16 protein-coding genes are annotated in these 21526 nt (G+C 64.9%); 1 reads left to right on the forward strand and 15 read right to left on the reverse strand.

Annotated features, from left to right (window positions below):
- The 6 genes from ACEWE8_RS16680 to ACEWE8_RS16705 form a co-directional block, all read right to left on the reverse strand.
- Positions 1 to 600 carry an START domain-containing protein gene (locus tag ACEWE8_RS16680; RefSeq protein ID WP_046787646.1) on the reverse strand — a complete coding sequence of 200 codons (600 nt, stop codon included), beginning with the start codon at positions 598 to 600 and terminating at the stop codon, positions 1 to 3.
- Positions 601 to 689: 89 nt separating this feature from the next.
- Positions 690 to 1526, reverse strand: coding sequence for a bifunctional allantoicase/(S)-ureidoglycine aminohydrolase (locus tag ACEWE8_RS16685; RefSeq protein ID WP_012314347.1), 837 nt, complete (start codon positions 1524 to 1526; stop codon positions 690 to 692).
- 200 nt (positions 1527 to 1726) lie between these two features.
- Positions 1727 to 2398 carry a bifunctional 2-polyprenyl-6-hydroxyphenol methylase/3-demethylubiquinol 3-O-methyltransferase UbiG gene (locus ACEWE8_RS16690; RefSeq protein ID WP_046787645.1) on the reverse strand — a complete coding sequence of 224 codons (672 nt, stop codon included), beginning with the start codon at positions 2396 to 2398 and terminating at the stop codon, positions 1727 to 1729.
- Between the two features lie 44 nt (positions 2399 to 2442).
- On the reverse strand, positions 2443 to 2994 hold the full coding sequence (locus ACEWE8_RS16695; protein ID WP_046787644.1) for a YbhB/YbcL family Raf kinase inhibitor-like protein: 552 nt from the start codon (positions 2992 to 2994) through the stop codon (positions 2443 to 2445).
- A gap of 48 nt (positions 2995 to 3042) precedes the next feature.
- On the reverse strand, positions 3043 to 3360 hold the full coding sequence (locus tag ACEWE8_RS16700) for a hypothetical protein (protein ID WP_046787643.1): 318 nt from the start codon (positions 3358 to 3360) through the stop codon (positions 3043 to 3045).
- Positions 3361 to 3472: 112 nt separating this feature from the next.
- Positions 3473 to 4765: an MFS transporter gene (locus ACEWE8_RS16705; RefSeq protein ID WP_012314351.1), complete on the reverse strand. Its 1293-nt coding sequence runs from the start codon at positions 4763 to 4765 to the stop codon at positions 3473 to 3475.
- Positions 4766 to 5299: 534 nt separating this feature from the next.
- Between ACEWE8_RS16705 and ACEWE8_RS16710 the strand changes: the two genes are divergently transcribed.
- Positions 5300 to 6175, forward strand: coding sequence for an AEC family transporter (locus ACEWE8_RS16710; RefSeq protein ID WP_046787642.1), 876 nt, complete (start codon positions 5300 to 5302; stop codon positions 6173 to 6175).
- Between the two features lie 40 nt (positions 6176 to 6215).
- Here the strand turns inward: ACEWE8_RS16710 and ACEWE8_RS16715 are convergent, their stop codons facing one another.
- From ACEWE8_RS16715 to ACEWE8_RS16755, 9 genes are all read right to left on the reverse strand, one after another.
- On the reverse strand, positions 6216 to 6848 hold the full coding sequence (locus ACEWE8_RS16715; protein ID WP_046787641.1) for a hypothetical protein: 633 nt from the start codon (positions 6846 to 6848) through the stop codon (positions 6216 to 6218).
- A gap of 128 nt (positions 6849 to 6976) precedes the next feature.
- Positions 6977 to 8110, reverse strand: a complete 1134-nt coding sequence (locus ACEWE8_RS16720) for an HlyD family secretion protein (RefSeq protein WP_046787640.1) — start codon at positions 8108 to 8110, stop codon at positions 6977 to 6979.
- The gene (locus tag ACEWE8_RS16725) at positions 8107 to 9756 is read right to left on the reverse strand and encodes an MFS transporter (RefSeq protein ID WP_046787639.1); all 1650 of its coding nucleotides are present in this window, start codon (positions 9754 to 9756) and stop codon (positions 8107 to 8109) included. The genes ACEWE8_RS16720 and ACEWE8_RS16725 overlap by 4 nt, the downstream gene beginning before the upstream one ends.
- A gap of 117 nt (positions 9757 to 9873) precedes the next feature.
- The gene (uvrA, locus tag ACEWE8_RS16730) at positions 9874 to 12390 is read right to left on the reverse strand and encodes an excinuclease ABC subunit UvrA (RefSeq protein WP_046787638.1); all 2517 of its coding nucleotides are present in this window, start codon (positions 12388 to 12390) and stop codon (positions 9874 to 9876) included.
- A 62-nt stretch (positions 12391 to 12452) separates the two neighbouring features.
- On the reverse strand, positions 12453 to 13547 hold the full coding sequence (gene tssA / locus ACEWE8_RS16735) for a type VI secretion system protein TssA (protein WP_039602990.1): 1095 nt from the start codon (positions 13545 to 13547) through the stop codon (positions 12453 to 12455).
- 94 nt (positions 13548 to 13641) lie between these two features.
- A complete protein-coding gene (locus ACEWE8_RS16740) occupies positions 13642 to 14160 on the reverse strand; it encodes a type VI secretion system tube protein Hcp (RefSeq protein ID WP_012314358.1) in 519 nt (172 codons plus the stop codon).
- 143 nt (positions 14161 to 14303) lie between these two features.
- Positions 14304 to 16799: a type VI secretion system membrane subunit TssM gene (tssM, locus tag ACEWE8_RS16745; protein ID WP_046787637.1), complete on the reverse strand. Its 2496-nt coding sequence runs from the start codon at positions 16797 to 16799 to the stop codon at positions 14304 to 14306.
- Positions 16796 to 17704, reverse strand: coding sequence for a type VI secretion system-associated protein TagF (gene tagF, locus ACEWE8_RS16750; protein ID WP_046787636.1), 909 nt, complete (start codon positions 17702 to 17704; stop codon positions 16796 to 16798). The genes tssM and tagF overlap by 4 nt, the downstream gene beginning before the upstream one ends.
- Positions 17701 to 21507 carry a type VI secretion protein IcmF/TssM N-terminal domain-containing protein gene (locus ACEWE8_RS16755; RefSeq protein WP_046787635.1) on the reverse strand — a complete coding sequence of 1269 codons (3807 nt, stop codon included), beginning with the start codon at positions 21505 to 21507 and terminating at the stop codon, positions 17701 to 17703. Before ACEWE8_RS16755 ends, tagF begins: the two co-directional genes overlap by 4 nt.
- Positions 21508 to 21526: the final 19 nt, after the last annotated feature.

Genomic DNA, 21526 nt, shown 5'->3' on the forward strand with positions numbered 1-21526 from the left:
TCAAGGCTGGCGCTCGGCCACGGCCCGAAGGGTGCGCAGCGTCACTACCGGCGCATCCACCACGAAGCGGTTGGCCAGCCAGCCTGGCACATCCCCGGCCGGATCGGCCTGTAGCTGATAAGTGACCTCGGTCGTGCGCTCGCCCAGCGGCTTCATGACCCACTCGCCACTCAGGTGCTGCACACGGATCAGCCCCGGCTGCTCCGGCAACTTGTTCGGCTCGGCACTCAAGTGGCGTACCAGGGTGCCGTCGTCGAGCCGTTCGCTGGTGACTTTGAGAATGACGTCGCGCGGCAGGGTAGGCCATGGCAAGTCGGTGGTCAGGTAGACCCAGGTGCTGTCGCCCGCGACTTCCAGCAGGCGCATCTGCGCGCAGGCATACAGCCATTTACAGGCGACACGTAGATTTTCCTGCAGGTCGGTGAGGGTGCGCACGCTGGCCTGCATGGTGCTGACCCCGCGGAACTGCTGATAGGGTGAGCCGGTCACGCCGCGCAGGTACACGCGAATGCCTTCGCGGTCGTAAGCCAGGCTCCAGTCATCAGCAGCTTGCACGCAGGTGAAGGCCAACAGGGCAGCGAACAGGGTACTGCGGTTCATGGCGTGCACCGCGAAGTGGGTAGGCCCTTGAGTATGTGCGGCAAACACAAAGCCCGCCAGGTGGCGGGCTCTGCTACAGCATTCAGGCCTTAACGCTGCGGGTTCAGCGTCAGGTGCACGTGACGGTTCACGTCTTTGTACAGCAGGTAGCTGAACTTGCCTGGGCCGCCGGCGTAGCAGGCTTGCGGGCAGAATGCGCGCAGCCACATGAAGTCGCCCGCTTCCACTTCAACCCAGTCCTGGTTCAAGCGATAGACCGCCTTGCCTTCCAGCACGTACAGGCCGTGTTCCATGACGTGGGTTTCAGCGAACGGAATCACGCCGCCCGGCTGGAAGGTCACGATGTTGACGTGCATGTCGTGGCGCATGTCGGCCATGTCGACGAAGCGGGTGGTGACCCAGCGGCCTTCGGTACCCGGCATTTCGATGACGGTGGCGTTGTCGCGGTGGGTGACGAACGACTCAGGGATGTCCAGGCCTTCAACCTTCTGGTAGTGCTTGCGCAGCCAGTGGAAGGTGACGTTGGACTTGCTGTTGTTGCGCAGGCTCCACTCGGCGCCCGGGGCGAGGAATGCGTAACCGCCCTGGCCCAGGGTGTGGTGCTTGCCTTCGACGGTGATGTCGATTTCGCCTTCGACGACGAATACGACAGCTTCGGCATTGGGGTCCAGTTCAGGACGCTCGCTACCGCCTTCCGGGGCCACTTCGACGATGTACTGGGCGAAGGTTTCGGCAAAGCCGGTGAGTGGGCGGGCGATGACCCACATGCGCATCTTGTCCCAGAACGGCAGGTGGCTGGTGACGATGTCACGCATCACGCCTTTGGGAATGACGGCATAGGCTTCGGTGAACATTGCACGGTCAGTCAGCAGCTCGGTTTGAGCCGGGTGCCCACCGTGGGGGGCGAAGTAGGAGTGATTCGACATGAACGATCTCGACTTGTTGTTCTCTCCCCATGCCTTGGACCACACCGGCCGGTGCGTGCAGGGGATGCACTGACAGCATAGGGGCCAGCCCCACACATCCACAAATTAAATGTTGGAATGCTCGGTATTTGGTTGCTGAATGCCAGGCCGCTACGCTGTGCTTGCCCTTGCCCAGGGTTTCCCCCGGGCTGTCGGCACAGTCAATCAACCCGCTCAGCCACCAGTAGCAATGACTGCGGCCCTGTACTCTGTGGATGTTGCGGCTCCTGCAGGCTCACCAACCTGAAACCTGCCATTTCCAGCGCGTTCAACCAGCTGGCCAGGGTGCGGAAGTACCAGGGCATCGGCTGCCACGTGCCGGCAACACCGGCAAACGATTCCTCGCGCCAGCCATCCTGGTAATCACCGTGCGCCTCACTCCAGGGGTGCAGTGTGTGGATCACCAGCGCACCGCCGGGTGCCAGCAGTGCGCCAAGCGCCGCCAGCAGGGGGATGATGTCTTGTTGCAACAAGGCGAAGTTGCTGCAGATCAGGTCGTAACCGCTGCCAATCTCCACCGCGCGATTGCACAGCTGCTCATAGCTTGCCAGGTGCACCTGTGGCGAGCCGGCTACCCGTGCCGCCTCGACCAGCGAAGCATCGCCATCCACCCCGGTGGCGTCGATGCCACGCTCGGCCAAGGCGCGCAGCAGCCACCCTTCACCACAGCCCAGGTCGAGAACATGTTCGGGCTGGCGGCCGAGTATGGCCACAAGGATGGCTTGATCGGTGACTTGCCGGCGGCTTTCGATGGCGCCGCTGCGCACGGCTTCGATCCAGCTTTTGGCGTTTTGCTGCCAGCTGAGGCGCAGGGCTGTTTCAGGTGAGGGCATGGTGGCCTCCGGGTTTGCCTGCGAAAAGACCGGTGCTTACCACCTCAATGTCCATACTTGCCAACAAGGCTCTGCGCACCTAACGCATGCCCTTGCAGCAACTCCATCAGACCATTGCGGTCCAGCCCATCGGGCAATACGCCGATGGGTATGTCAGTGGCTATCAGTGTCAACGCATAGTGGTGCGGGTTATCCCCGGCTGGCGGGCACGGCCCACGGTAGGTGAGGGTGCCGCGCGAATTGCGGCCAACGGTCACACCCTTGGTGGTCAAGGCGTACTTGCCTTCTTCCAGGCTACCCAATTCAGGGTCGATGTTATAAGCGACCCAATGCACCACCCCGATACCCTTGCCGCCGTCCGGGTCGAACATCACCAAGGCCAGCGAGCGCGTGCCGGCAGGCAAATTCGTCCAGCTCAACTGCGGGGTACGCTGCTCGCCAGCACCGCAGGCCGGGTCGGGCCCGACCTGCTGCAGGGCGATGACGCCGCCATCGGTGAAAGACGCGGAGCTGATCGACAGCGCACCGGAGCCGCTGCCCGCGGCCAGTGCAGTGCAGGGCAGCAGCGCGGCGAACAGCCAGGGTTTGAGGTTCATGGCGATTCCTTGGCAGGGCGACTCGCCGCAGTGTAGCCCAGGCTGCTGTCAGCGGCTGTCCTGGTCTTCGGCGGTGCCGCCGGTACGCCCGGCGCCAGACCCCGTTGCTTCACCAGTGCTGTTGGAGCCGCCTGCGGCGCCATCGGCCGCATCACCACCGGTGTCGGCGCTGTCGTTGTCCTGGCTACTGCCGGGGCTGTTGACGCTGCTGCCCTCACCGGCAGTCTTGCCGCCTTGCTGGTCGGTTTTCGGGTAGGTGTCGGTGTTGGTGTTGGTGTTGGAGGTATCGGAAGCAGCGAAACTGGTGGCCGAGCCCAGGCCCAAGGCGAGCGTGAAGAGCAGGGGGAGGGGACGAATGCGGATCATGGCGAATCTCCTGTGCGGATGATCTGTCATTCGTTTGGCTGGCCAGTGATGGTGGGGTGCCCTTGGGGCGACGGGCGGTCACCATCAGGGGCTGCCCTGCAGCCCCCTGGGTTCAGTGCGCGTTGACGCCTGAGGCCTGAGCCTCTGCCGGCTCCAGCGGCGGGTGCTCCTGCGCCGCCTGCTTCAGGTCTTCGGTCACCCGCAGTTCGGCGCCGGTCGGCGAGAACGTGGTCGAGGCGGTGAACGGTGCCGGGTGCTCCGCCGCCGGGCGTTTGCCCCGGCGCCACAGGAAAAAGCACACCATGCCCAGGTTGACCACGGCGAAGGCCCAGAACAGCCCCGCCTCGCCAAACTCGGTCATGGCCGGCGAAATCGCCAGCGGGGCCATGGCCGAACCCAGCGAGTTGATCAGCAGCAGGCCCTGGATCATCGGTACCAGCGCATCGGACGGGGCCCGGTCGGCCGCATGGCTGACCGCCACCGGGTACAGCGCGAACACCCCGCCACCGAGCAGGAACAGCATCACCGGCAGCAACGATGACTGCGACGGCAGGAACACGGTGATCAGCGACAGCACCACGCAAAGCGCTGCCAGGGCGATCAGCACATCCTGGCGGTCCTTGCGGTCGGACCAGCGCCCCACCGGATACTGCAACAGCATGGCGCCGAGGATTACCCAGGCCATCATGTTGCCGACTTCGCCCACGTCCAGGCCGATGCGCTGCAGGTACAGCGGCAGCAAGGCGTAGATCCCGGCGATGGCCACGCCTGAGCCGAAGCAGCCGACCAGCCCGGACGGCGCCACACCGAGCAACTGGCGCGGCTTCAACGGTTCGACCTGGTCCAGCAGCGGCGATACCCGCGGCAGGATCACGATCGGCAGCACCGACAACGCGGCGAGCATGCCGGCCAGCATGAACGGAGCGCTGTCACCCAGGTGAGTGATTTCGCCCAACCCGGCCTGGGCAATCACCCCGGCGCCGTAGAAGGCAATCATGTACAGGGCCAGCAACCGGCCGCGGATTTTCGCGTCGCCCGCCAGCAGCAGCCAGCTCTCGATCACCAGGAACACACCGACCGCCGCCCAGCCGTTGATCAGGCGCAGGATCGACCACCAGGTGGTGTCGTAGAAAAGGCCCTGCAGCAGGATGGTCGCGGCGATCAGCGCGGCGAAGCTTGAGTAGGCGCGGATATGGCCGATGCGCAGGATCAGCCGGTCGTTGAAGATTGCGCCCAGGGTCAGGCCCAGGAAGTAGCTCGACGAGACGATACCGATCATCGTTGCCGATTCACCGGCAGCGCCAAGGCGCAGGGTAGTCAGGGAAGACATGAAACCGTTGCCCAGGGCAATGATGAACAGCCCGAGCAGGGGCGCCAGCGCCATGGCCAGCAAACGCGCAGACATACAAACCTCAAGTTGGAGTGGCGGTTGGGAGCGCCTTTTCGAACGCGCACGCCAAACAGGCCCAATGAGGGCCGCAAGGCTGCACGGGTGTGCCTGGGCTGGATGCGACCTGGGCAAGACTCAACCGCTGGCCCCACAAAGAGCTGGGCCGGGCGGGGTCGGTTGAGCCTATTTCACATGGACGGGCATGTGGTCAGGCACGGACTCTGTCGTTGCTGCCGGTTGCCACCGTTCAAGGCGACGGGCGAAAAGGAGGCGCGATTCTACGGCCTGCGAGGGGTTTGCCCAAGGGGGTGTAGAGTGCGACAGGACGCCGCAGGTCGGAATACTTCGGCTTTGTGTCTGGAGCCGACATTGTGTGGGGCTGCTTTGCAGCCCAATCGCTGGCAAGCCAGCTCCCACCCCGACAGCGTGATCCCAAGCATACTGCTGTCCCTGTGTGCCGGCTTGCCGGCGATAGGGCTGCAAAGCAACCCCGCGATGTTGAAGGCTGCGGCATACTGTCGCCCAAACGCTCCAAGGAAGGCCTACCCCATGCTCGCTTCACTGTTCGCCGTTCTGGCCCCGGTCTTCATCGTCGCCGGCATCGGCTACGCCTGGGCCCGCAAGGGCCTGGACTACCCCACCGCGTTCGTCGCCCGCATGGTCATGACGGTGGGCACCCCTTCGCTGGTGCTGTCGACCCTCAGCCGCACCGAGCTGGACCCGGCAGCCTTCACCAGCATGGCAATGGCCTGCCTGCTGTGCACGCTGGCGATGGCGTTGGGCGGCTGGCTGGTGTGTCGCGCCTCGGGCCAGCACTGGCGCGTGCTGATGCCAGCGTTCATGTTCCCCAATACCGGCAACATGGGCCTGCCCATCAGCCTGTACGCCTTCGGCGAGCATGGGCTGGCGTTGGCGGTAGCGTTCTTCCTTACCCTGTCGATCGTGCAGTTCACCCTCGGCATGGCCATCGCCGGTACGGCGGCCTCGTTCAAGGCGCTGTTGCGCAACCCCATCGTCATCAGCCTGGCTGGGGCCATGCCGATCATCTTCCTGGACTTCGAGCTGCCGCGCTGGCTGGCCAACACGGCAGACCTGCTCGGTGGCATGTCGATCCCGCTGATGTTGCTGACCCTGGGTGTATCGCTGGCGAGCATCCGCGCGCAGCACATTGGCAGCGGCCTGGTGCTGGGCGGCCTGCGCATCGTGCTGGGGGCGGCGGTGGGTTGGGCAGTGGGCATGGCGTTGGGGCTGGAGCAGATGGAGCGCGCGGTGCTGATGCTGCAGTCGGCCATGCCGGTGGCGGTGTTCAACTACCTGATGGCAGTGCGCGCCAACCGTGAGCCGGAGCAGGTGGCCAACCTGGTGATGTGCTCGACAGTGCTGTCGTTTGCCTGGTTACCGCTGGTGCTGGCCTGGTGGCTGTGACGGGACCGGACCGGCCCCGCGAAAGGGCCGGTAGGCACCCTCATTTATCAAACAGGCGCTCGTGCACCCAGCCCTTGTTGGTCAGCACCATCGCCCGTGTCTCCCTGGCCGGGGTCTGGTTGGTGGCCACGGCCTCACGCAGCGGGGGGATGTTCGCTTGCACTTCGTTGTCAGCCGCCCAGGCTGGCAGGCCGGTGATCGTGTAGGCATAGGTGACGTTGGAAATCGTCTGGCCCATCACTTCACCCGGCTCGGTGAAACGCTCGATCGCAGTGACCTGCGCCTTGCCGAAACACAGCCCGCCGCGGGTGCTGCCGTTGAGCATCTTCTGCGCATCGGCCTTGTAGTACTTGCGGCCTTCAGCGGTAAGGTCGTAGGCGTAATAGATGTCGGTGCGTGCCGGCTGCCACAGGCGTTCCGGCACTTCGGTGCGGGAGATTTCCTTCTCGCTGACCACGCCGACTTGCGCCAGCGCATGCAGCGCCTTGTTGGTGCCGTTGGTATCGAAGTCCTGGGTCTTGGCGGGGAAAGATGTGATCACGAAGCAATGGGGGTACTGGGTGTCGAGGTAGGCCTGCGCTGCTTTCTGGAAATGGGTTTCGCTGGTGTCCGTGGTGTCCGAGCAGCCGGCCAGAGTGGCCAGCAGCGCCAGCGGTACGAGCTTCCTGTACATGATCAAGCGTCCTTGGATGGCGAAGATAAAACCGGTGGGTCAGAATTAGAACCCACGGGCTAGAGCGGCGCAATCGTGGCAGGACGGCATCTCGACGCGGCTCTCAGATTCACCCAGCGCGGGGCCAGTCATTTTTCATCACGGGTATCGATACTCACCACCACCGACATCCCCGGGCTCAGGCGCCTCGCCGCTGGCTGGTCGGCATCGACAGTGATCCGCACGGGTATCCGCTGGGCGATCTTGACGAAGTTGCCGGTGGCGTTGTCGGCCTGCAGCAAGGCGAACTCGGAGCCTGTGGCCGGTGAAATCTGCTGCACATGGCCCCGCAGCTTCAGGTGGTTGAGGGCGTCCACGGTGAAAGTCACCGGCTGGCCGATGCGCACATTGGCCATCTGGGTTTCCTTCATGTTGGCAATCACCCACACGGTATCGGGCACCAGCGCCATCAGTTGTGCGCCGGAGTTGACGTAGGCGCCCAGGCGGGTGCCGATCTGCCCCAGCTGGCCATCACGCGGCGCAGTGACCCGGGTGTTGTCCAGGTCGATGCGGGCCAGCTCCACGGCCGCCTTGGCGTTTTCAACCGAGGCCTCTAGCGCGGCGCGGTTGACGATGACCGTCTCGCGGTCCTGGCGGGCGATGGCCAGCGCGGCCTTGGCCTGGGCCAGGGTGGCGACGGCAGCGGCCTGGCTGGCGCGGGTGACGTCCAGGTCGCGGCGCGACACCGAGCCATCGCTGACCAGCGCCTGGTTGCGGCCAAGATCGGCGCGGGCCTTGTCCGCCTGGGCCTTGGCATCGCCAATGGCGGCCTGGCGCTGGGCGATGGTGGCTTCGGCGCTATTGCGCTGCTGCAGGTTGTTGGCCAGCGCCGCTTGCTCCTGTTGCAGTTGGGCGATGGCCTGGGCCAGGCGCTGTTTGTAGATGCGGTCGTCCAGTTGCACCAGCAAGTCGCCGGCCTTGACGAACTGGAAGTCATGCACAGGCACATCGACCACATAGCCGCTCAGTTGCGGCCCGATGATGGTGACCTGGCCGCGAACCATGGCGTTTTCGGTACTTTCGATGGCGCTGCCGAACGGCGGCAGGCGCCAGGCATAGAGCACCAGCAGGATGCCGGCCAGGGCCACGCAGGCGAACATGATCGAAGACAGGATGCGCACCCGTCGCGTGCGCACCGGGCTGGTCGGTTCGCTGGGCGGTGTGGCGCCTTCCGGGGTTTCGGCAAGGGCAGTGGTGGTGGTTGTGCGGGTTTGGTCGGTCATCGGTTGGCAGTACCGCTGGTGGAATCGGGTGAAGCGGCCTGGCGGGCTGTGTACCACAGCCAGGAACCGCGGATGCAAATCCAGATCATGGTGAGGATAGCGATGCTGCCGATCAGCATGAACACATCGTTGTAGGCCATGACGTTGGCCTCACGCGTGGCCGCGTTGGCCAATACGCGCAGGCCGGCCTCGCTGCGCAGGGCCGGGTCGGCGAGGATGCCGGCATAACCACTGCCGCCGCTTTGCACGCGGGCGCTGACCAGCGGTTCGAGGTAGCTGAGGCGGTCGACCAGGTGGCTGGAATGGAATTTTTCGCGCCAGGTCTGGAAGGTACCCAGCAGCGCGGCGCCGATCAGGCCACCGAGGTTGTTGCAGATGCCGAACAGCACCGAGAAGCTCACCAGGTTGCGCGGGTTGGCGCGCACGTGGCTGATGCCCAGGGCCATGGACGGGCCGAGGAAGAAGGTACTGCCAAAGGCCAGCAGGAACTGGCTCAGGTACATCTGCGCCGGCCGCGTTAGGTTGCTCGAACTGCTGTCCATGAACGCCCCGGTGGCCATGGCCAGCAACGAGATCAACAGCGGGAGCACCAGGTGGTTGGGGCTGATGGTCAGCGCGCTGCTGGCCAGGCCCGCCACCGCGCCGAGCAGCATCACCCAGTACAGCGTGCGCATCTGCTCGCTGCCCATGTTCAGCACTTGCAGAAAACCCACGGCGCCGGTGGACTGCTCGGAGGTGACCATGCGGATCAGGATCACGCACAAGCCCAGGCGGATGATCGCGCCGCTGCCCAGCCAGCGCGTCATCAGCAGCGGGTTCTGGCGGTTGTGCTCGATGGCCAGGCCACTGAACACCAGGGCGATCGACGCTGCCAGGGCGACCCCGATCCATGGCGCCTCCAGCCACCACTCGATGCGCCCCAGCGACAGGGCGGCGCACAGCAGGGCGGTGCCGCCGGCCATCAGGGTGAAGGTCAGAAAGTCCAGCGGCTCGAAGGTTTTGAAGCGGTCGCCCGGGGGCAGCTTGAGCAGCAGAACGCAACCCAGCGCGGCCAGCGCCAGGCCCAGTTCGAACAGGTACAGGCCGCGCCATTCAGCGATTTGCAGCAGGTCTTCGGAGAAAATCCGCGCCAGCGGCAGGGCCAGCTGCGAGGCGCCCAGGCCCAGCACCATGGCCTTGAGGCGCCACTGCGCCGGGAACGCCTGGATCATGTAGTACAGGCCCAGCGAACTCAGCGCGGCACCCACCATGCCATGGGCCGCCCGTACGGCGATGGCCGAGTTGAGGTCGTTGACGAACAGGTGGGCGAAGGTGACCAGTGCATAGAGCACCAGAAACACTTCAGTGAAGGCGCGCAGGCCGAACTGCTGGCGAAACTTGACCAGCAGCAGGTTGATCGACACGTTGGTCATCACGTAGGCGGCAGGCAGCCAGGCCATTTCTGCGGTGGTTGCGCCCAAGGCACCCTGCAGAAACACCAGGTTGGCGGTGACCAGCGCATTGCCCAGGCCGCCGGTGATCGCCACCAGCAGGCCGACCACACCGAAGGCCAGGCGTTTGGCCGGGGTATGCAAGGGCGTGGAAGGGGAACCGGGCAGGCTCGGCTTTTCGTGCGGGAGCCACTGGTGAGGGGTGTATTTATCCATGGCGCAGACTGTACCCACAGGCCCTACGGCCAGCAAGCCGGCTCACTGGGTTTGCGCTGAGCTTGAGAGCAGCGGGGTACTTGTGCCGGCTTGCCGGCGATAGGGCCAGTACAGGCGCTATAGGGCTCTGGCCAGAAACTCGGCTGTGCGGCTTGCACAACACCCCGCAACATCCCGAGGCGTACCACTCACCACCACCGTGCCCCCCGCATCCCCAGCCCCCGGCCCAATGTCGATCACCCAGTCGCTCTGCGCCACCACGCGCATGTCATGCTCGACCACCACCACACTGTGCCCGCCGTCGACCAGGCGGTTGAGCTGCACCAGCAAGCGGTCGATGTCCTGCGGGTGCAGCCCGTTGGTGGGTTCATCCAGCACATACAGCGTGGCGCCGCGGGCGGTGCGCTGCAGTTCGGTGGCCAGCTTGATGCGCTGCGCCTCGCCGCCGGACAGCTCGGTGGCCGGCTGGCCCAGGCGCAGGTAGCCCAGGCCGATGTCCTGCAGCACCTGCAGGCAGCGCCGGGCCGAGGGCTGTTCGGCAAACACTTCAAGCGCCTGGTCGACGGTCAATTGCAGTACCTGGGCGATGGTCATGCCTTGCCATGTCACGGCCAGCGTCTGGGGGTTGTAGCGTGCGCCGTGGCAGGTCGGGCAGGGCGCATAGACGCTGGGCATGAACAGCAGCTCGACACTGACGAAGCCTTCGCCCTCGCAGGTCGCGCAGCGGCCCTTGGCGACGTTGAACGAGAAGCGCCCGGCATCGTAGCCAAGGGCCTTGGCCTGCTCGGTAGCGGCGAACAGCTTGCGCACATGGTCGAACAGCCCGGTGTAGGTGGCCAGGTTGGAGCGTGGCGTGCGGCCGATGGGTTTCTGGTCGACCTGCACCAGCCGCTTGATGCACTCCAGCCCCGCGCTCACGCGCCCGCTGCTGGGCTGCTCGGGCGCGTCTTCAAGGCTCTGTTCCTCGGCATCGGCCGGCTGTGCGGCATGGCCCAGGTGTGCACTCACCAGCTCCAGCAAAGCCTGGCTGACCAGGCTCGACTTGCCCGAGCCAGAGACGCCAGTGACCGCGGTGAAGCAGCCCAGCGGAAACTGCGCACTGAGCTCACGCAGGTTGTTGCGGCTAATGCCTTCAAGCCGCAACCAGGCCTGCGCCGGGCGCGGCGTGCGGCTGGCCGGCTGCTGCCCGGCGAACAGGTAGGCGCCGGTGCGCGACGCCGCAACCTGTGCAAGGCCCGGTGGCGGGCCGCTGTAAAGCACCTGGCCGCCGTGTTCACCCGCCGCAGGGCCGACATCTATCAGCCAGTCGGCCCTGCGGATGGTGTCCAGGTCGTGCTCCACCACATACACCGAGTTGCCCGCCTGTTTTAGCCGCTGCAGCGCCTCGAACAGCGCCTCGCTGTCGGCCGGATGCAGCCCGGCCGACGGCTCGTCGAGCACATAGATGACGCCAAACAGCTGCGAGTTGAGCTGGGTGGCCAGGCGCAGGCGCTGCAGCTCGCCCGAAGAAAGCGTCGGTGTGCTGCGCTCCAGGGCCAGGTAGCCGAGCCCCAGGTCGATCAGCGGCGCGATGCGCTCCAGCAACTCGTAGGCGATGCGCTGTGCGGCCAGGCGTTTTTCCAGCGTCAGGGTGTCTTCATGCTGCTCCAGGTAACCGGGTGCCGCCACTGTGCGCAACACCTCGGCCAGTGCCTGCAGCGGCAGGCGCGACAGCTCGCCGATGTCGCGGCCGGCGAAGGTGACTGCCAGCGCTTCACGCTTCAGGCGTTTGCCCTGGCACAGCGGGCAAGGGCTGGGGCGCATGAACTGGGAGACGCGTTTGCGCATCTGCGCACTCTGCGAATGCATGAACGTGTGCATCACATAGCGCCGGGCACCGCTGAAGGTGCCCTGGTAGCTGGGTTCGAGCTTGCGCTTGAGCGCGGTGCGGGTCTGCGCCGGGGTGAGGCCGGCGTACACCGGTACGGTGGGTGTCTCGTCGGTGTAGAGGATCCAGTCGCGTTGCTCTTGGGGCAATTCACGCCAGGGGATGTCGACGTCGTAGCCCAGGGTCACGAGAATGTCGCGCAGGTTCTGCCCCTGCCAGGCCAATGGCCAGGCTGCCACCGCCCTTTCACGTATGGTTAGCGACGGGTCGGGGACCATGGTCGCCTCGGTCACCTCATAAACCCGGCCCAGGCCATGGCATTCGGGGCAGGCGCCCTGTGGCGTATTGGGCGAAAAGTCCTCGGCATACAGCATCGGCTGGCCCGCCGGGTAGCTGCCGGCGCGGGAGTAGAGCATGCGGATCGAACTGGCAAGGGTGGTGACGCTACCCACCGACGAGCGCGCACTAGGGGTACCGCGTTGCTGCTGCAGGGCCACGGCTGGCGGCAGGCCCTCGATGGCGTCGACATCCGGCACGCCGACCTGGTCGATCAGGCGCCGGGCATAGGGCGCGACCGATTCGAAGTAGCGGCGCTGGGCTTCGGCGTAGAGGGTGGAGAAGGCCAGCGAGGACTTGCCTGAGCCAGAGACGCCGGTGAATACCACCAAGGCGTCGCGGGGGATGTCGACGTCGATGTTCTTGAGGTTATGCTCACGGGCGCCACGTACGCGGATGAAGCCTGGCGGGGTGGGGTGGCGTGGTGGCATGGGGCTTTCCTTCGCGGGGGGCAAGCCTCAAGTTTGCACCATTTGTGCGGGTAGTGCAGGCCTCAGGAGCGCTGCTCGCGTGTCCCCAGCACGTCGCGGATGTTGTCCACCACATTACTGTCCTTGATCACATCGCTCAGCCAGCCCTCGAGCGGCATGTTGCCCCACTTGATGGCGCGCTCTATCAGGTACGGTACCGGGCTTTGCGGCTCGGTCTGTTTGAAGAACTGGGCAATGCCGGCGAGCATCGTGAAGGCTTCGTCGCGGGTCAGTGGCGTGGTGCGCATGGGCGCAGGCGCTGCGGCCTGAACGGGCGTATTCATAGGTTCACCTGGCTCGCTGGCTGCGCTGAGGGTGACGGCAGGCTCTGGCTCTGCGGCGACAGGGTGCAGTTCGACACCGCGGTCCTTGAGCAGTTTCTCTGCCAGTTGGCTGGCCCGCGACAGCATGTCGGCGAGGCTGGCAAAACTTGGCGCTTCGGTACCGAACAGCCGGTCGGTGGTCGCTTGCAGGCGTTGGCAGGCCTGCAGGCTGGCGGCGATCTGCACCGCTTTGGCCTGCAGGTGCTCGGTGTCGCTGAGCACCACCGAGCGCTGGAAGATCTCGGCGTTGATCTTGCCCTCGTTGAGCGCGGTTTGCATCGCCTTGGGGTTCTGCAAGGCAAGGTTTTCTACATGGCGTGATTCGTCGTAACGCAGCACGCCGAAATTCTGCCCTTGGGTAATGGGCAAGCCACCGACAATGTCGGTGAGGGTGGTCTTGAGCCAGGACAGCCGCGCAGCGCGCTCGTCCAGGCCGTCTTCGAGTGACGGGTAGGCACTCTCCCAGAATGTTTCCAGGATGCGTTCGCACAGGGTCAGGCCGAAGGTGATGCCTTGGAAGTGATCGCGCTGGGCCAGGCCTTCGTTGAGCCAGGCGACCAGCATCAGGTCCTTGCTCTGCTGCTCAAGCCCTTGGGCCGACAGGTTGATGACCTTTTCCCAGTCGGCGGTTTTCAGGTCGGTCTGCCAGTCGCCCTGGGTCAGGTAGTCAGGGTCTGCCCGGCGCGCCTCCTTGATCTGGTCGAACAAGGCAGAGAAGCTCAAGTCTTCGCCGCTGCCACCGTCGATCGGCGCGGCCAGCTCGGCCAGCGAAAGGCCGTTGAGGAATTCAGGCATAAAACACTCTGATCAGGGGTGAAGAGCAACGTGCCGGGAGCCCCGGCACGCCGCAGGGTATGGGCCGCTTGCGCGGCCCAGGCCAAACAAGTGCTTAGGCAAACACTTTGTTCGCGGTGCGGTCCCAGCCACCGACGATGTTGCCGCCAGCCTGGCCGTCGGTACGGTTCTGCTGGGTGTAGGTGGTTTTGATGCGGGCGAAGTTGAAGCTGATTTCTTCAATCGGCAGGTCGCTGACCGCCTTGTCTTCACCGCCCTGGTTGCCACCGGCGACGAACTTGACCGAGGACACCACCACTTCTTCCATGTCGATGGTCAGGTAGGTGACCTTGTCACCACCGGCACGGTTGACGTTCAGCTTCAGCTTGGCGATGTGTTTGCCGGTGCAGCAGTGCTCGAACAGTTTGGCCGAGGCCTTGTCGACTGCCTTGCGGATCTTGAAGTCGGTCAGCGACACGCGCTCGGAGGATGCACCGCCCGAGGAGCTGGCAGTGGCCGAAGTGGCCTGGGTGGCGCCGTACTCGTAGCCCAGCACTTCGATCCAGTCCTTGTGTTTTTCATCCAGAACTTCGCCCGGGATGCCGTCGATTTGGATATACGCGTCAAATGCCATTGTAAAACTCTCCATTAACATCAATTAAAGGCCGCTCATGCGCCCCTTCGTGTTGACCTCGCCGAACCTGTCAGCAGAGGTAGCTTGCCGCCACCCGGGCCTCCTCCTGTGAGGCCCGGGTGGCCGGTTCTTGCAGCGCGGCCTCAGTTGAGCCCGCGCACTTCGATTTCCACCCGCCGGTTGGGCTCCAGGCACTTGATCAGCTGCGCCCGCGGTTGTTGCATGTCGCAGTTGACCAGCGGTTTGCGGCTGCCTTCGCCCTGTGCACTTACCAGCTCGGCGGGTACGCCCTTGCCGACCAGGTAGGTGCGGATGGTTTGCGCCCGTTGCCGGGAAACCTGCAGGTTGCCTTGGGCATCGCCGAGCTGGTCGGCGTGGCCCGAGATGATGATCTTGCCGATGTTCGGGGTATTCAGCAGTTTGCTGGCGATAGCGCTCAGCTGGTTCTGGCCTTCGCTCTTGAGGCTCTGGAAGTCGGCGCGGGCAAAGGCGAACAGGGTGTCGGACTCCAGCGTGATGGTTTCGATCGAGCGCAACGACTGGGTCAGCAGGCTGTTGATGTAGTTGCGCGAACTGGACATCAGGAACGCGTTGTCGAGAATGCGCGGCACATCGGGTTCGCGGATCTGGTCGCTGTAGAACACGATCTGGCGGCTGGCGTACAGGTAGTCCTGGTTGGCAGGGCTTTCGCTGCCGGCGGCGTCCATGCGCTTGCCAGTGTGGCGGGCGATGGCCGGGTACCAGTACTCCGGTAACCTGGCCTTGAGCAATGCCGGGTCGGCCTTTTCCCGCTGGGCAGGTGACAGCATCACGTAGGTGTCCAGCGCTGCCTTGCCGAAGTCGGCGATCGACTGGGCACGGTTGTCATGGGGCAGGGCTTCTGGCTCGACACTGTCGACACCGGTCACCGGCTGCAACTCACGGGTATTGCGCTGGTAGACCTTCAGTGTAGTCAGCAGGTACAGGGTGCGTGTCAGGTTGTCTGCCGTGGGCTTGAGCATCACGTTCTGCAGGGCTGCGAAGTAGCGCGCACGCACTACCGGCTCGACCGCATGGCCCTGGTACAAGCCCAGGCGCATGCCCAGCGGCACGGCGTGCTCGTGGTGCTGCTGGTAGTAGTGTGCGGCCCAGAAACGCAGGCGGTCGAGGCTGTGCCAAGGGGCGTACTGGCCAGGGTTGGCCTGGTCTTCGCGCTTGGCCTGGGCCAGTTCGGCGGCCATGGTGTCGAGGGTGTTGCGGTTGTTCATGTACGACCAGCCCCACAGGCTGCACAGCAGCAATCCCGCCAGGCTGGCGGCACCCACCCAGGCGGCCTTGCGCTGGCGTTCACGGCGGTTGCTGGTGTACACCGCCACCAGGTGCTGGTCGGGGATGATCACTTTGCGGAACAGGCTGTTGATGAACAGCGGTGCCGGCTGGCTGTTACCCCCGCTACGGTCCTGGCCGTGCGCGAGGGCGAAACGCTCGGCGACGTGCTGGCCATGGCTGCCCCACAGGGCGTCGTCGGCTTCCAGCGCGGCGGTGAAATAAAAGCCACGCAGCAGTTCGGCGTTCTGGTACGGGTTGGCCCGCAGCAGGCTGTCGACGAATTGCTGCAAGCGTGGCTTGAGCGCGGCCAGTTCGAGCGGGAAGCGGTAGGCGGCATTGTTCTGGCGGGTTACCTGAATATCCTGCTGCATCAGTTGCTGGCTCGCCACCTGCTGCCAATAGCCGGTCAGCTCGTCCATGGCCTTGCCGAAGCGCTGGCCCCAGTCGGCTTGTTCATAGCCTTTGTGCGAGAACGTCTTGCCCATCACCTCGCCGCGCGCTGCGTCATCCAGCTGGCGGTAGAAGGGTGTGAAGCCCGGGATCAGGTCGCATTTGGTGAACACCAGGTAGATGGGCAGGCGTACTTCCAGCAGGGCGCAGCTTTCCTGGATACGCTCGCGCAGGCGCTTGGCCACACGCTCCTGGTCTTCGGCCGAGCCATGCAGGATATCGGCGATGCTGACGCTGACGATCAGCCCGTTGAGTGGCCGGCGCTGGCGGTGCTGGCGTAGCAGCTGCAGAAAACCACGCCACTTGCCGGCTTCCTCGGGGCTGTTCATGTAGCGGCCGGCGGTGTCCAGCAGCACCGCTTCGGAGCTGAAGAACCAGTCGCAGTTGCGCGTGCCGCCCAGGCCTGCAACCCGCGCACCTTCGCGCTCGGCGTAAGGGAAATTGAGCCCGGACTGCAGGATCATGGTGCTTTTGCCGGCGGCTGGTTGGCCGATCACCAGGTACCAGGGCAGGGCGTACAAAGCGTCCTTCGCAGGGGTGGCGCGTGGTTTGTTGCTGTGCAGGCGCTCGATGCTCTGCAGCAGGCGCTCGCGCAGCAGGCTGATTTCTTCGCGGTCGGCCGGGCTGGCGTTGAGTACCGCCTGGTCTGCGTCATCACGCAGCAGCGCCTCAAGGTTGTGGTGCTGGCCTGCGCCACGGTAAAGCAGCAGTACATAGCCCGCCGACAGCAGCAGGAACACGCCAATGCCCGCCAGCAGGCTGTGCAGCGAGGCAAAACCCAGGGCACGGCCCAGGGCCCACACCACGAAGATCGCCAGGAAGAAGGCCAGCCCCAACAGGTAGGGTTGATAGCGCAGGCAGTAGTACTTGATCTTGTTCATACAGGCGTCGCATCCAACGCATCGACAAAGCGGTCGATGACGTGTTCTAGAGGTCGGTCGTAGTCGTGCACGGGCGTTTGTGGCGGCAGTGGGCTGAGCAGGTCCAGGCGTTGGCCGGCTGCGGCCGTGCCGCTGAGCAGGCGATACGCTTTGCCGGTATGGCGCGACGGGAAGCAGTACAGCCGCGGGTGCATGAAATCGTCGGCCAGCAAGGTTATCGCCGGTACGTCATGGCGCCTGGCAATGCGCGTCAGCCAGCTCAGCCACAGGTCGGCGGTGGGGTTTTTCAGGCCACGCTCGGCCGGCAACGGCAGCTCGATACCGCCGTCGAAGTCGCCGTGCAGCGCCAATTGCGTAGCCCGCAAGCGTGCCAGCGCGGTAGCACTGTCGAAGGCCGGCCAGGAGCCCTGCAGCGCACGGGCGATGTCGCTGAAGCTGAAATCATGCAGGAACTTGCCGTGCACACGCCGGAACAGGTCCAGGTCCTGGGCCTGCAGCGGGCGCAGGGCCTTGATGCGTTCGAACAGGCTGGCGCGCTCGGCGCCTTGCACGGCCTGATGCAGCAAAGGCTTGATCTGCGCACTGAACAGCTCGCCGAGGGTGAACGGGTTGAGCAGCGTTTCACCTTCCTGGCCCTTGAGCAGCTGGAAGATGAAGAACGGGTAGCGTCGGGCACTGGCATCGCGGGAGCTGAGCAGGCCGCCCAGCAGCCAGTTGCCATTGCGCGCGCGGTAGCAGAAGAAGCACATCGGCAGTGCATCGAACAACGCCTGCCAGTCCTCGCGGTGGCGCATTGCCGCCAACGAGGCCTGCAGCCAGGCGTCGAACTCGCAGACTTCTTCCGCCGCGCCATGCAGGCTGACGAAGTCCGCGCTCGACGGCAGCTTGCCGAAGCAGCCGATCATCGTGCGCCCCTGCCAGCGTCGTTGAGGGCACTCAGCGCCTTGACGTCGCCCAGGTCGGTGAGTTTGACCCCGCCGAAGTTGCGCACCACCAGGCTGACCCGGCCATTGGCCGTGTTCCAGCTGAAGCGCTGCTGGATGCCGTCCAGGTCATCGACCCGGGCGCTTTCGTTCATGCGCAGCAGGCCCCAGCGCCCCGGGAAGTCGAACACGGTGATGCGTGCACCGCTGAGGGTGACCACGTCCAGGCGTGCGCCCGGTGCGCTGTTGGTGCCTGGCCAGGCAAAGCGGCTCCAGCTGCTGCGGCCGTTGCGGTAGTGCTGCTCCTGGCCATCAAGGGTGAACACGATGTCGGTAAAGTTGGCCGACGGCTCAAGCATGATCTCGAAGCCGTTGTCGCGGTCCGACAGGCTGGCGATCACCTGACCCACGTTGCTGGCCTTGTCGATGCTGTTGAGCATCCCCGGGTTGACCAGCGCCGGCGCCTTGCCGTTGCTCAGGCCCAGGCCTTCACCGCCGGACAGGTTGCCGATCTCGTTGCGCTTGAAGGTCGGCAGCAGGCCGCTTTCGGGGTCGACGAAACGCTGCAGGTCCTTGACCGAAGCTTCGTTGCGGCTGCCGGTGGCGATCGGGTAACGGTGCGCCATGACCTGCTCCCAGGGCTTGGCGATCTGCTGCTTCCAGGCTTTGGCGATCTGTTGGCCGGCCGGGTCGCGCAGGGTTTCCCAGGCGTACTGGATCGGCAGGCTGAACAGGCCCTGCAGCGAACGCGACAGGCCGTCCTGGCTGGTGTCGACGCTGGTTTCCACGTAGTTGCGCACGGTGGTCACCTCGCTCGGCTGGCCTTCCAGGGTTTCGCTGATCAGCTGCTTGCTGCTTTTACCGACATCCTGCGAGCGCTGGATGTTGTTCATGCGCACCTTGAGCTTGCGCAGCGCGGCAAGGTAGCGGTCCATGATGGTGCTGTCGGCGCCTTCGGCGTTGTTGGCTGCGAACACCCGGGCGACCGGCTCGAAACGCTTGGCCAGGCTGCCGTCGTCCACGGCCGGCAGGCTAGGGGCCATGGCGTCAGGCGCTGCGTCCTTGGCTTCGTCGATCAGGCCGGTGACCTTGCTCCAGAAACCGTCCGCGCGGGCATTGCCCGTGGGCGTGGCGTCGCGCTTGACCGGCAAGTCCCACTGAGTGTTGTCGTTGACCGCTGCCAGCAGGTTCTTCACCGGCGAGTTCTGCACATCGCTGAGCAGCCCGAGGTGTTCTGTGGCCGAGGCCAGGTCGGCGAAGTGGCGCACGCCCACGCTGCTGACCATCTTGTACCAGGCCTGGGTGTAATCGCGTTTGTAGCGGGCCATGAACTCGCGCACGAAGTTGGCTTTCTGCACGATGGCATCGCCGCCTTCGCCGTCGAGCACCCAGTCCGACTCGTTGCGCAGGTTGCCCGACACCAGCTTGATCAGCTCGGGCTTGACGAAGGTGTCCCAGCCCTGGCGGGTATAGATCGCCGGCACGCCGGCAGAGCTGTACAACAGGTTATGGCCAGGCGTTGGCACCAGGTCGTTGAGGCTCAGCGCCGGGAACTGGCGGCTGGACTCCAGTTGCAGGCGCAGGTATTCGCGATCCACCAGCGAGCTGGAAATCATGAATGCCTTGAGGTTCTGCCGGGTTTCGTCGATCAGCTGTTGGTTACGCGGCAGCGACGGCGCCTGGCCTTGCTCCAGCAATTGAACGTACAGAGGGGCGTTTTCGCTGATGACCGCAGCGTCGGTGGGGGAACCTTGGGTTGCGGCGCCTGCCCAGGCCTGCGGCAGGCTGGCGGCGACGAAGGCTGGGTCGGGGTGGGCTTGTGGCTCGGTCAACAGCAGGTACAGCTTGAGGGTGTTGTAGGCCTCGATGATCGACGCCACTTGCTGTTCGTCCAGGCGGCCGAGCATCTCTTCGGACAGTGACAGGCCGCCGGTGGTGGCGGACAACTCGGCCGCGTCGCTGGCCGTGGCCAGGTTGACCTTGGCGGCGTAGGCGCCGACACGGGTTTTGGTCAGGGCCGCCTGGGCCTTGGCCGCCAGGCGAGGCGTCAACGGTTTGCCATTGCGGCTTTTCGGCGCCGGGGTGAACTCCAGCTCCTGGTTGATGCCGCTGGCAAAGGTGTTGAACGCACGCATCTGCACCTGCAGGCTGCGGGCAATCGGCTCCAGTGCCTGGCTGCGCAGTTGCGCCAGGTAGGCGTTGCGGGCCACTTGGTGAATCGCCTCGCCGTGGTACAGGCCGGCGCTCAATTGCAGCGGTACACCCTGCTGGCGATGGGCCTCGACCGTGGCCATCTGCCCGCGCAGCACTTCCAGGCCTTTACCGGCAGCCAACAGTTGTGCGCGGTCATCGGCGCGTTCGATCTCGGCCAGTTGGCCACGCAGGCTGTCCAGCCACTGGCGGTTGTTGGCGAACGATAGCGCCTGCCAGCCGATAAAGGCCACCCCGGCGGCAGCGGCCAGGCCCAGCAACAGGGGGCTGAAGCCTGCCTTGCGGCCCAGGCGCGACTGGTACAGGGTCAGGTCGCGGTCGGGGAAAATCACCTGGCGGAATGTGTCGGTGATGAAGTAGCTGCGGTTGCCCTGCGTGTGGCTGGCCGGCTGGGCGCCTTCGTCGTGGGCCGCTTGCAGGGCAAAGTTGTCGGCGATGACGTCTTCGTACACCTGGCCCAGTTGCTGCTCGGTCTGCAGCGCACTGGTGAAGTACAAGCCGCGCAACAGCAGCGGGGCAGCGCCACCCTGGCCGCGGGTGAAGTGCTCAAGGAACTGCTCCAGCACGCCATTGAGTTCTGCGAAGTACTGGGGGAAGTTGAGCAGTGTGCTGTCGGCATCTGCGCCGAGGCTGATCATCTGCGCATCGACGTGGCGGCGGATGTGGCTCTGCAGGTTTTTCAGGCGAGTGTTGAGCACCGCCTGCAAACCGTTGTTGCGGATTTCCGACAGGCCAAAGGTCATGCCCAGCGGCTGCTGGCGCTGGTGCAGGTCCAGGCCTTCGAAGGCCTGGTTGAAGCCGGGCAACTGGTCGGTCTTGCTCAGCATCAGGTACACAGGCGGGTTGGTGCCCAGGCACTCGGCGTATTCCTCCACGCGCGCCACCAACTGCGCGGCAAGCGCGTTACGCCCGTCGCTGTTGGCCGCCAACAGTTCAGGCAGGCTGACCACCAGCACCAGGCCGTTGATCGCTGCCTTGCCGCGTTGCTTGCGCAGCATGCGCAGGAAGGCTGAAAACTCGCTGGCAGACTGATCGTCGCGCAGGTAACGGCCTGCGGTGTCGATCATCACTGCGTCGGGGCTGAAATACCAGTCACAGTGCTGGGTGCCACTTTCGCTGTCATTGGCGGTGGCGATGCTGGCCGAGAGGCCCGAGTGGGTCAACAGCGAGGTTTTGCCTGCAGCCGACATGCCGATCACCAGGTACCAGGGCAGGTCGGACAGGGCCGCCTTGCCACCGCCACCGGCGGAGCGGTCGGTGCGCAGCATGGCGATGGCATGCTTGAGGCGCTCGCGCAGCACTTGCTGGTCGCGGAATTCACCGGTGGCGTTCCACGAGCGATCGACCTCGATCTGCAGCAGGTTCTCCAGGTTATGCTCGGCGCGGATGCGCTGGTACTGGCGCAGCACGATCACCAGCAGGAAGCAGGCGCTGATGATGGCCAACGCTTCGGGCACATGGTGGCGCAGCCATGGCACCATCGGTGCCACCAGCCAGCAGATCAACAGGGTCACCAACCACAGCAGTGGCAGGAGAATCCAGAAACTCTTCAACAGACGCAGTAATGTTTTCATGTCTTCCTGACTCGGCTAC

The organism is Pseudomonas sp. TR47, assembly GCF_044143025.1.
Taxonomy (GTDB): Bacteria; Pseudomonadota; Gammaproteobacteria; order Pseudomonadales; family Pseudomonadaceae; genus Aquipseudomonas; species Aquipseudomonas putida_E.

Excerpts from the sequence above, each read along its gene's own strand:
- ACEWE8_RS16680 (WP_046787646.1), bottom strand. The coding sequence starts at position 600 with ATGAACCGCAGTACCCTGTTCGCTGCCCTGTTGGCCTTCACCTGCGTG.
- ACEWE8_RS16685 (WP_012314347.1), bottom strand. The coding sequence starts at position 1,526 with ATGTCGAATCACTCCTACTTCGCCCCCCACGGTGGGCACCCGGCTCAA.
- ACEWE8_RS16690 (WP_046787645.1), bottom strand. The coding sequence starts at position 2,398 with ATGCCCTCACCTGAAACAGCCCTGCGCCTCAGCTGGCAGCAAAACGCC.
- ACEWE8_RS16695 (WP_046787644.1), bottom strand. The coding sequence starts at position 2,994 with ATGAACCTCAAACCCTGGCTGTTCGCCGCGCTGCTGCCCTGCACTGCA.
- ACEWE8_RS16700 (WP_046787643.1), bottom strand. The coding sequence starts at position 3,360 with ATGATCCGCATTCGTCCCCTCCCCCTGCTCTTCACGCTCGCCTTGGGC.
- ACEWE8_RS16705 (WP_012314351.1), bottom strand. The coding sequence starts at position 4,765 with ATGTCTGCGCGTTTGCTGGCCATGGCGCTGGCGCCCCTGCTCGGGCTG.
- ACEWE8_RS16710 (WP_046787642.1), top strand. The coding sequence starts at position 5,300 with ATGCTCGCTTCACTGTTCGCCGTTCTGGCCCCGGTCTTCATCGTCGCC.
- ACEWE8_RS16715 (WP_046787641.1), bottom strand. The coding sequence starts at position 6,848 with ATGTACAGGAAGCTCGTACCGCTGGCGCTGCTGGCCACTCTGGCCGGC.
- ACEWE8_RS16720 (WP_046787640.1), bottom strand. The coding sequence starts at position 8,110 with ATGACCGACCAAACCCGCACAACCACCACCACTGCCCTTGCCGAAACC.
- ACEWE8_RS16725 (WP_046787639.1), bottom strand. The coding sequence starts at position 9,756 with ATGGATAAATACACCCCTCACCAGTGGCTCCCGCACGAAAAGCCGAGC.
- uvrA (WP_046787638.1), bottom strand. The coding sequence starts at position 12,390 with ATGCCACCACGCCACCCCACCCCGCCAGGCTTCATCCGCGTACGTGGC.
- tssA (WP_039602990.1), bottom strand. The coding sequence starts at position 13,547 with ATGCCTGAATTCCTCAACGGCCTTTCGCTGGCCGAGCTGGCCGCGCCG.
- ACEWE8_RS16740 (WP_012314358.1), bottom strand. The coding sequence starts at position 14,160 with ATGGCATTTGACGCGTATATCCAAATCGACGGCATCCCGGGCGAAGTT.
- tssM (WP_046787637.1), bottom strand. The coding sequence starts at position 16,799 with ATGAACAAGATCAAGTACTACTGCCTGCGCTATCAACCCTACCTGTTG.
- tagF (WP_046787636.1), bottom strand. The coding sequence starts at position 17,704 with ATGATCGGCTGCTTCGGCAAGCTGCCGTCGAGCGCGGACTTCGTCAGC.
- ACEWE8_RS16755 (WP_046787635.1), bottom strand. The coding sequence starts at position 21,507 with ATGAAAACATTACTGCGTCTGTTGAAGAGTTTCTGGATTCTCCTGCCA.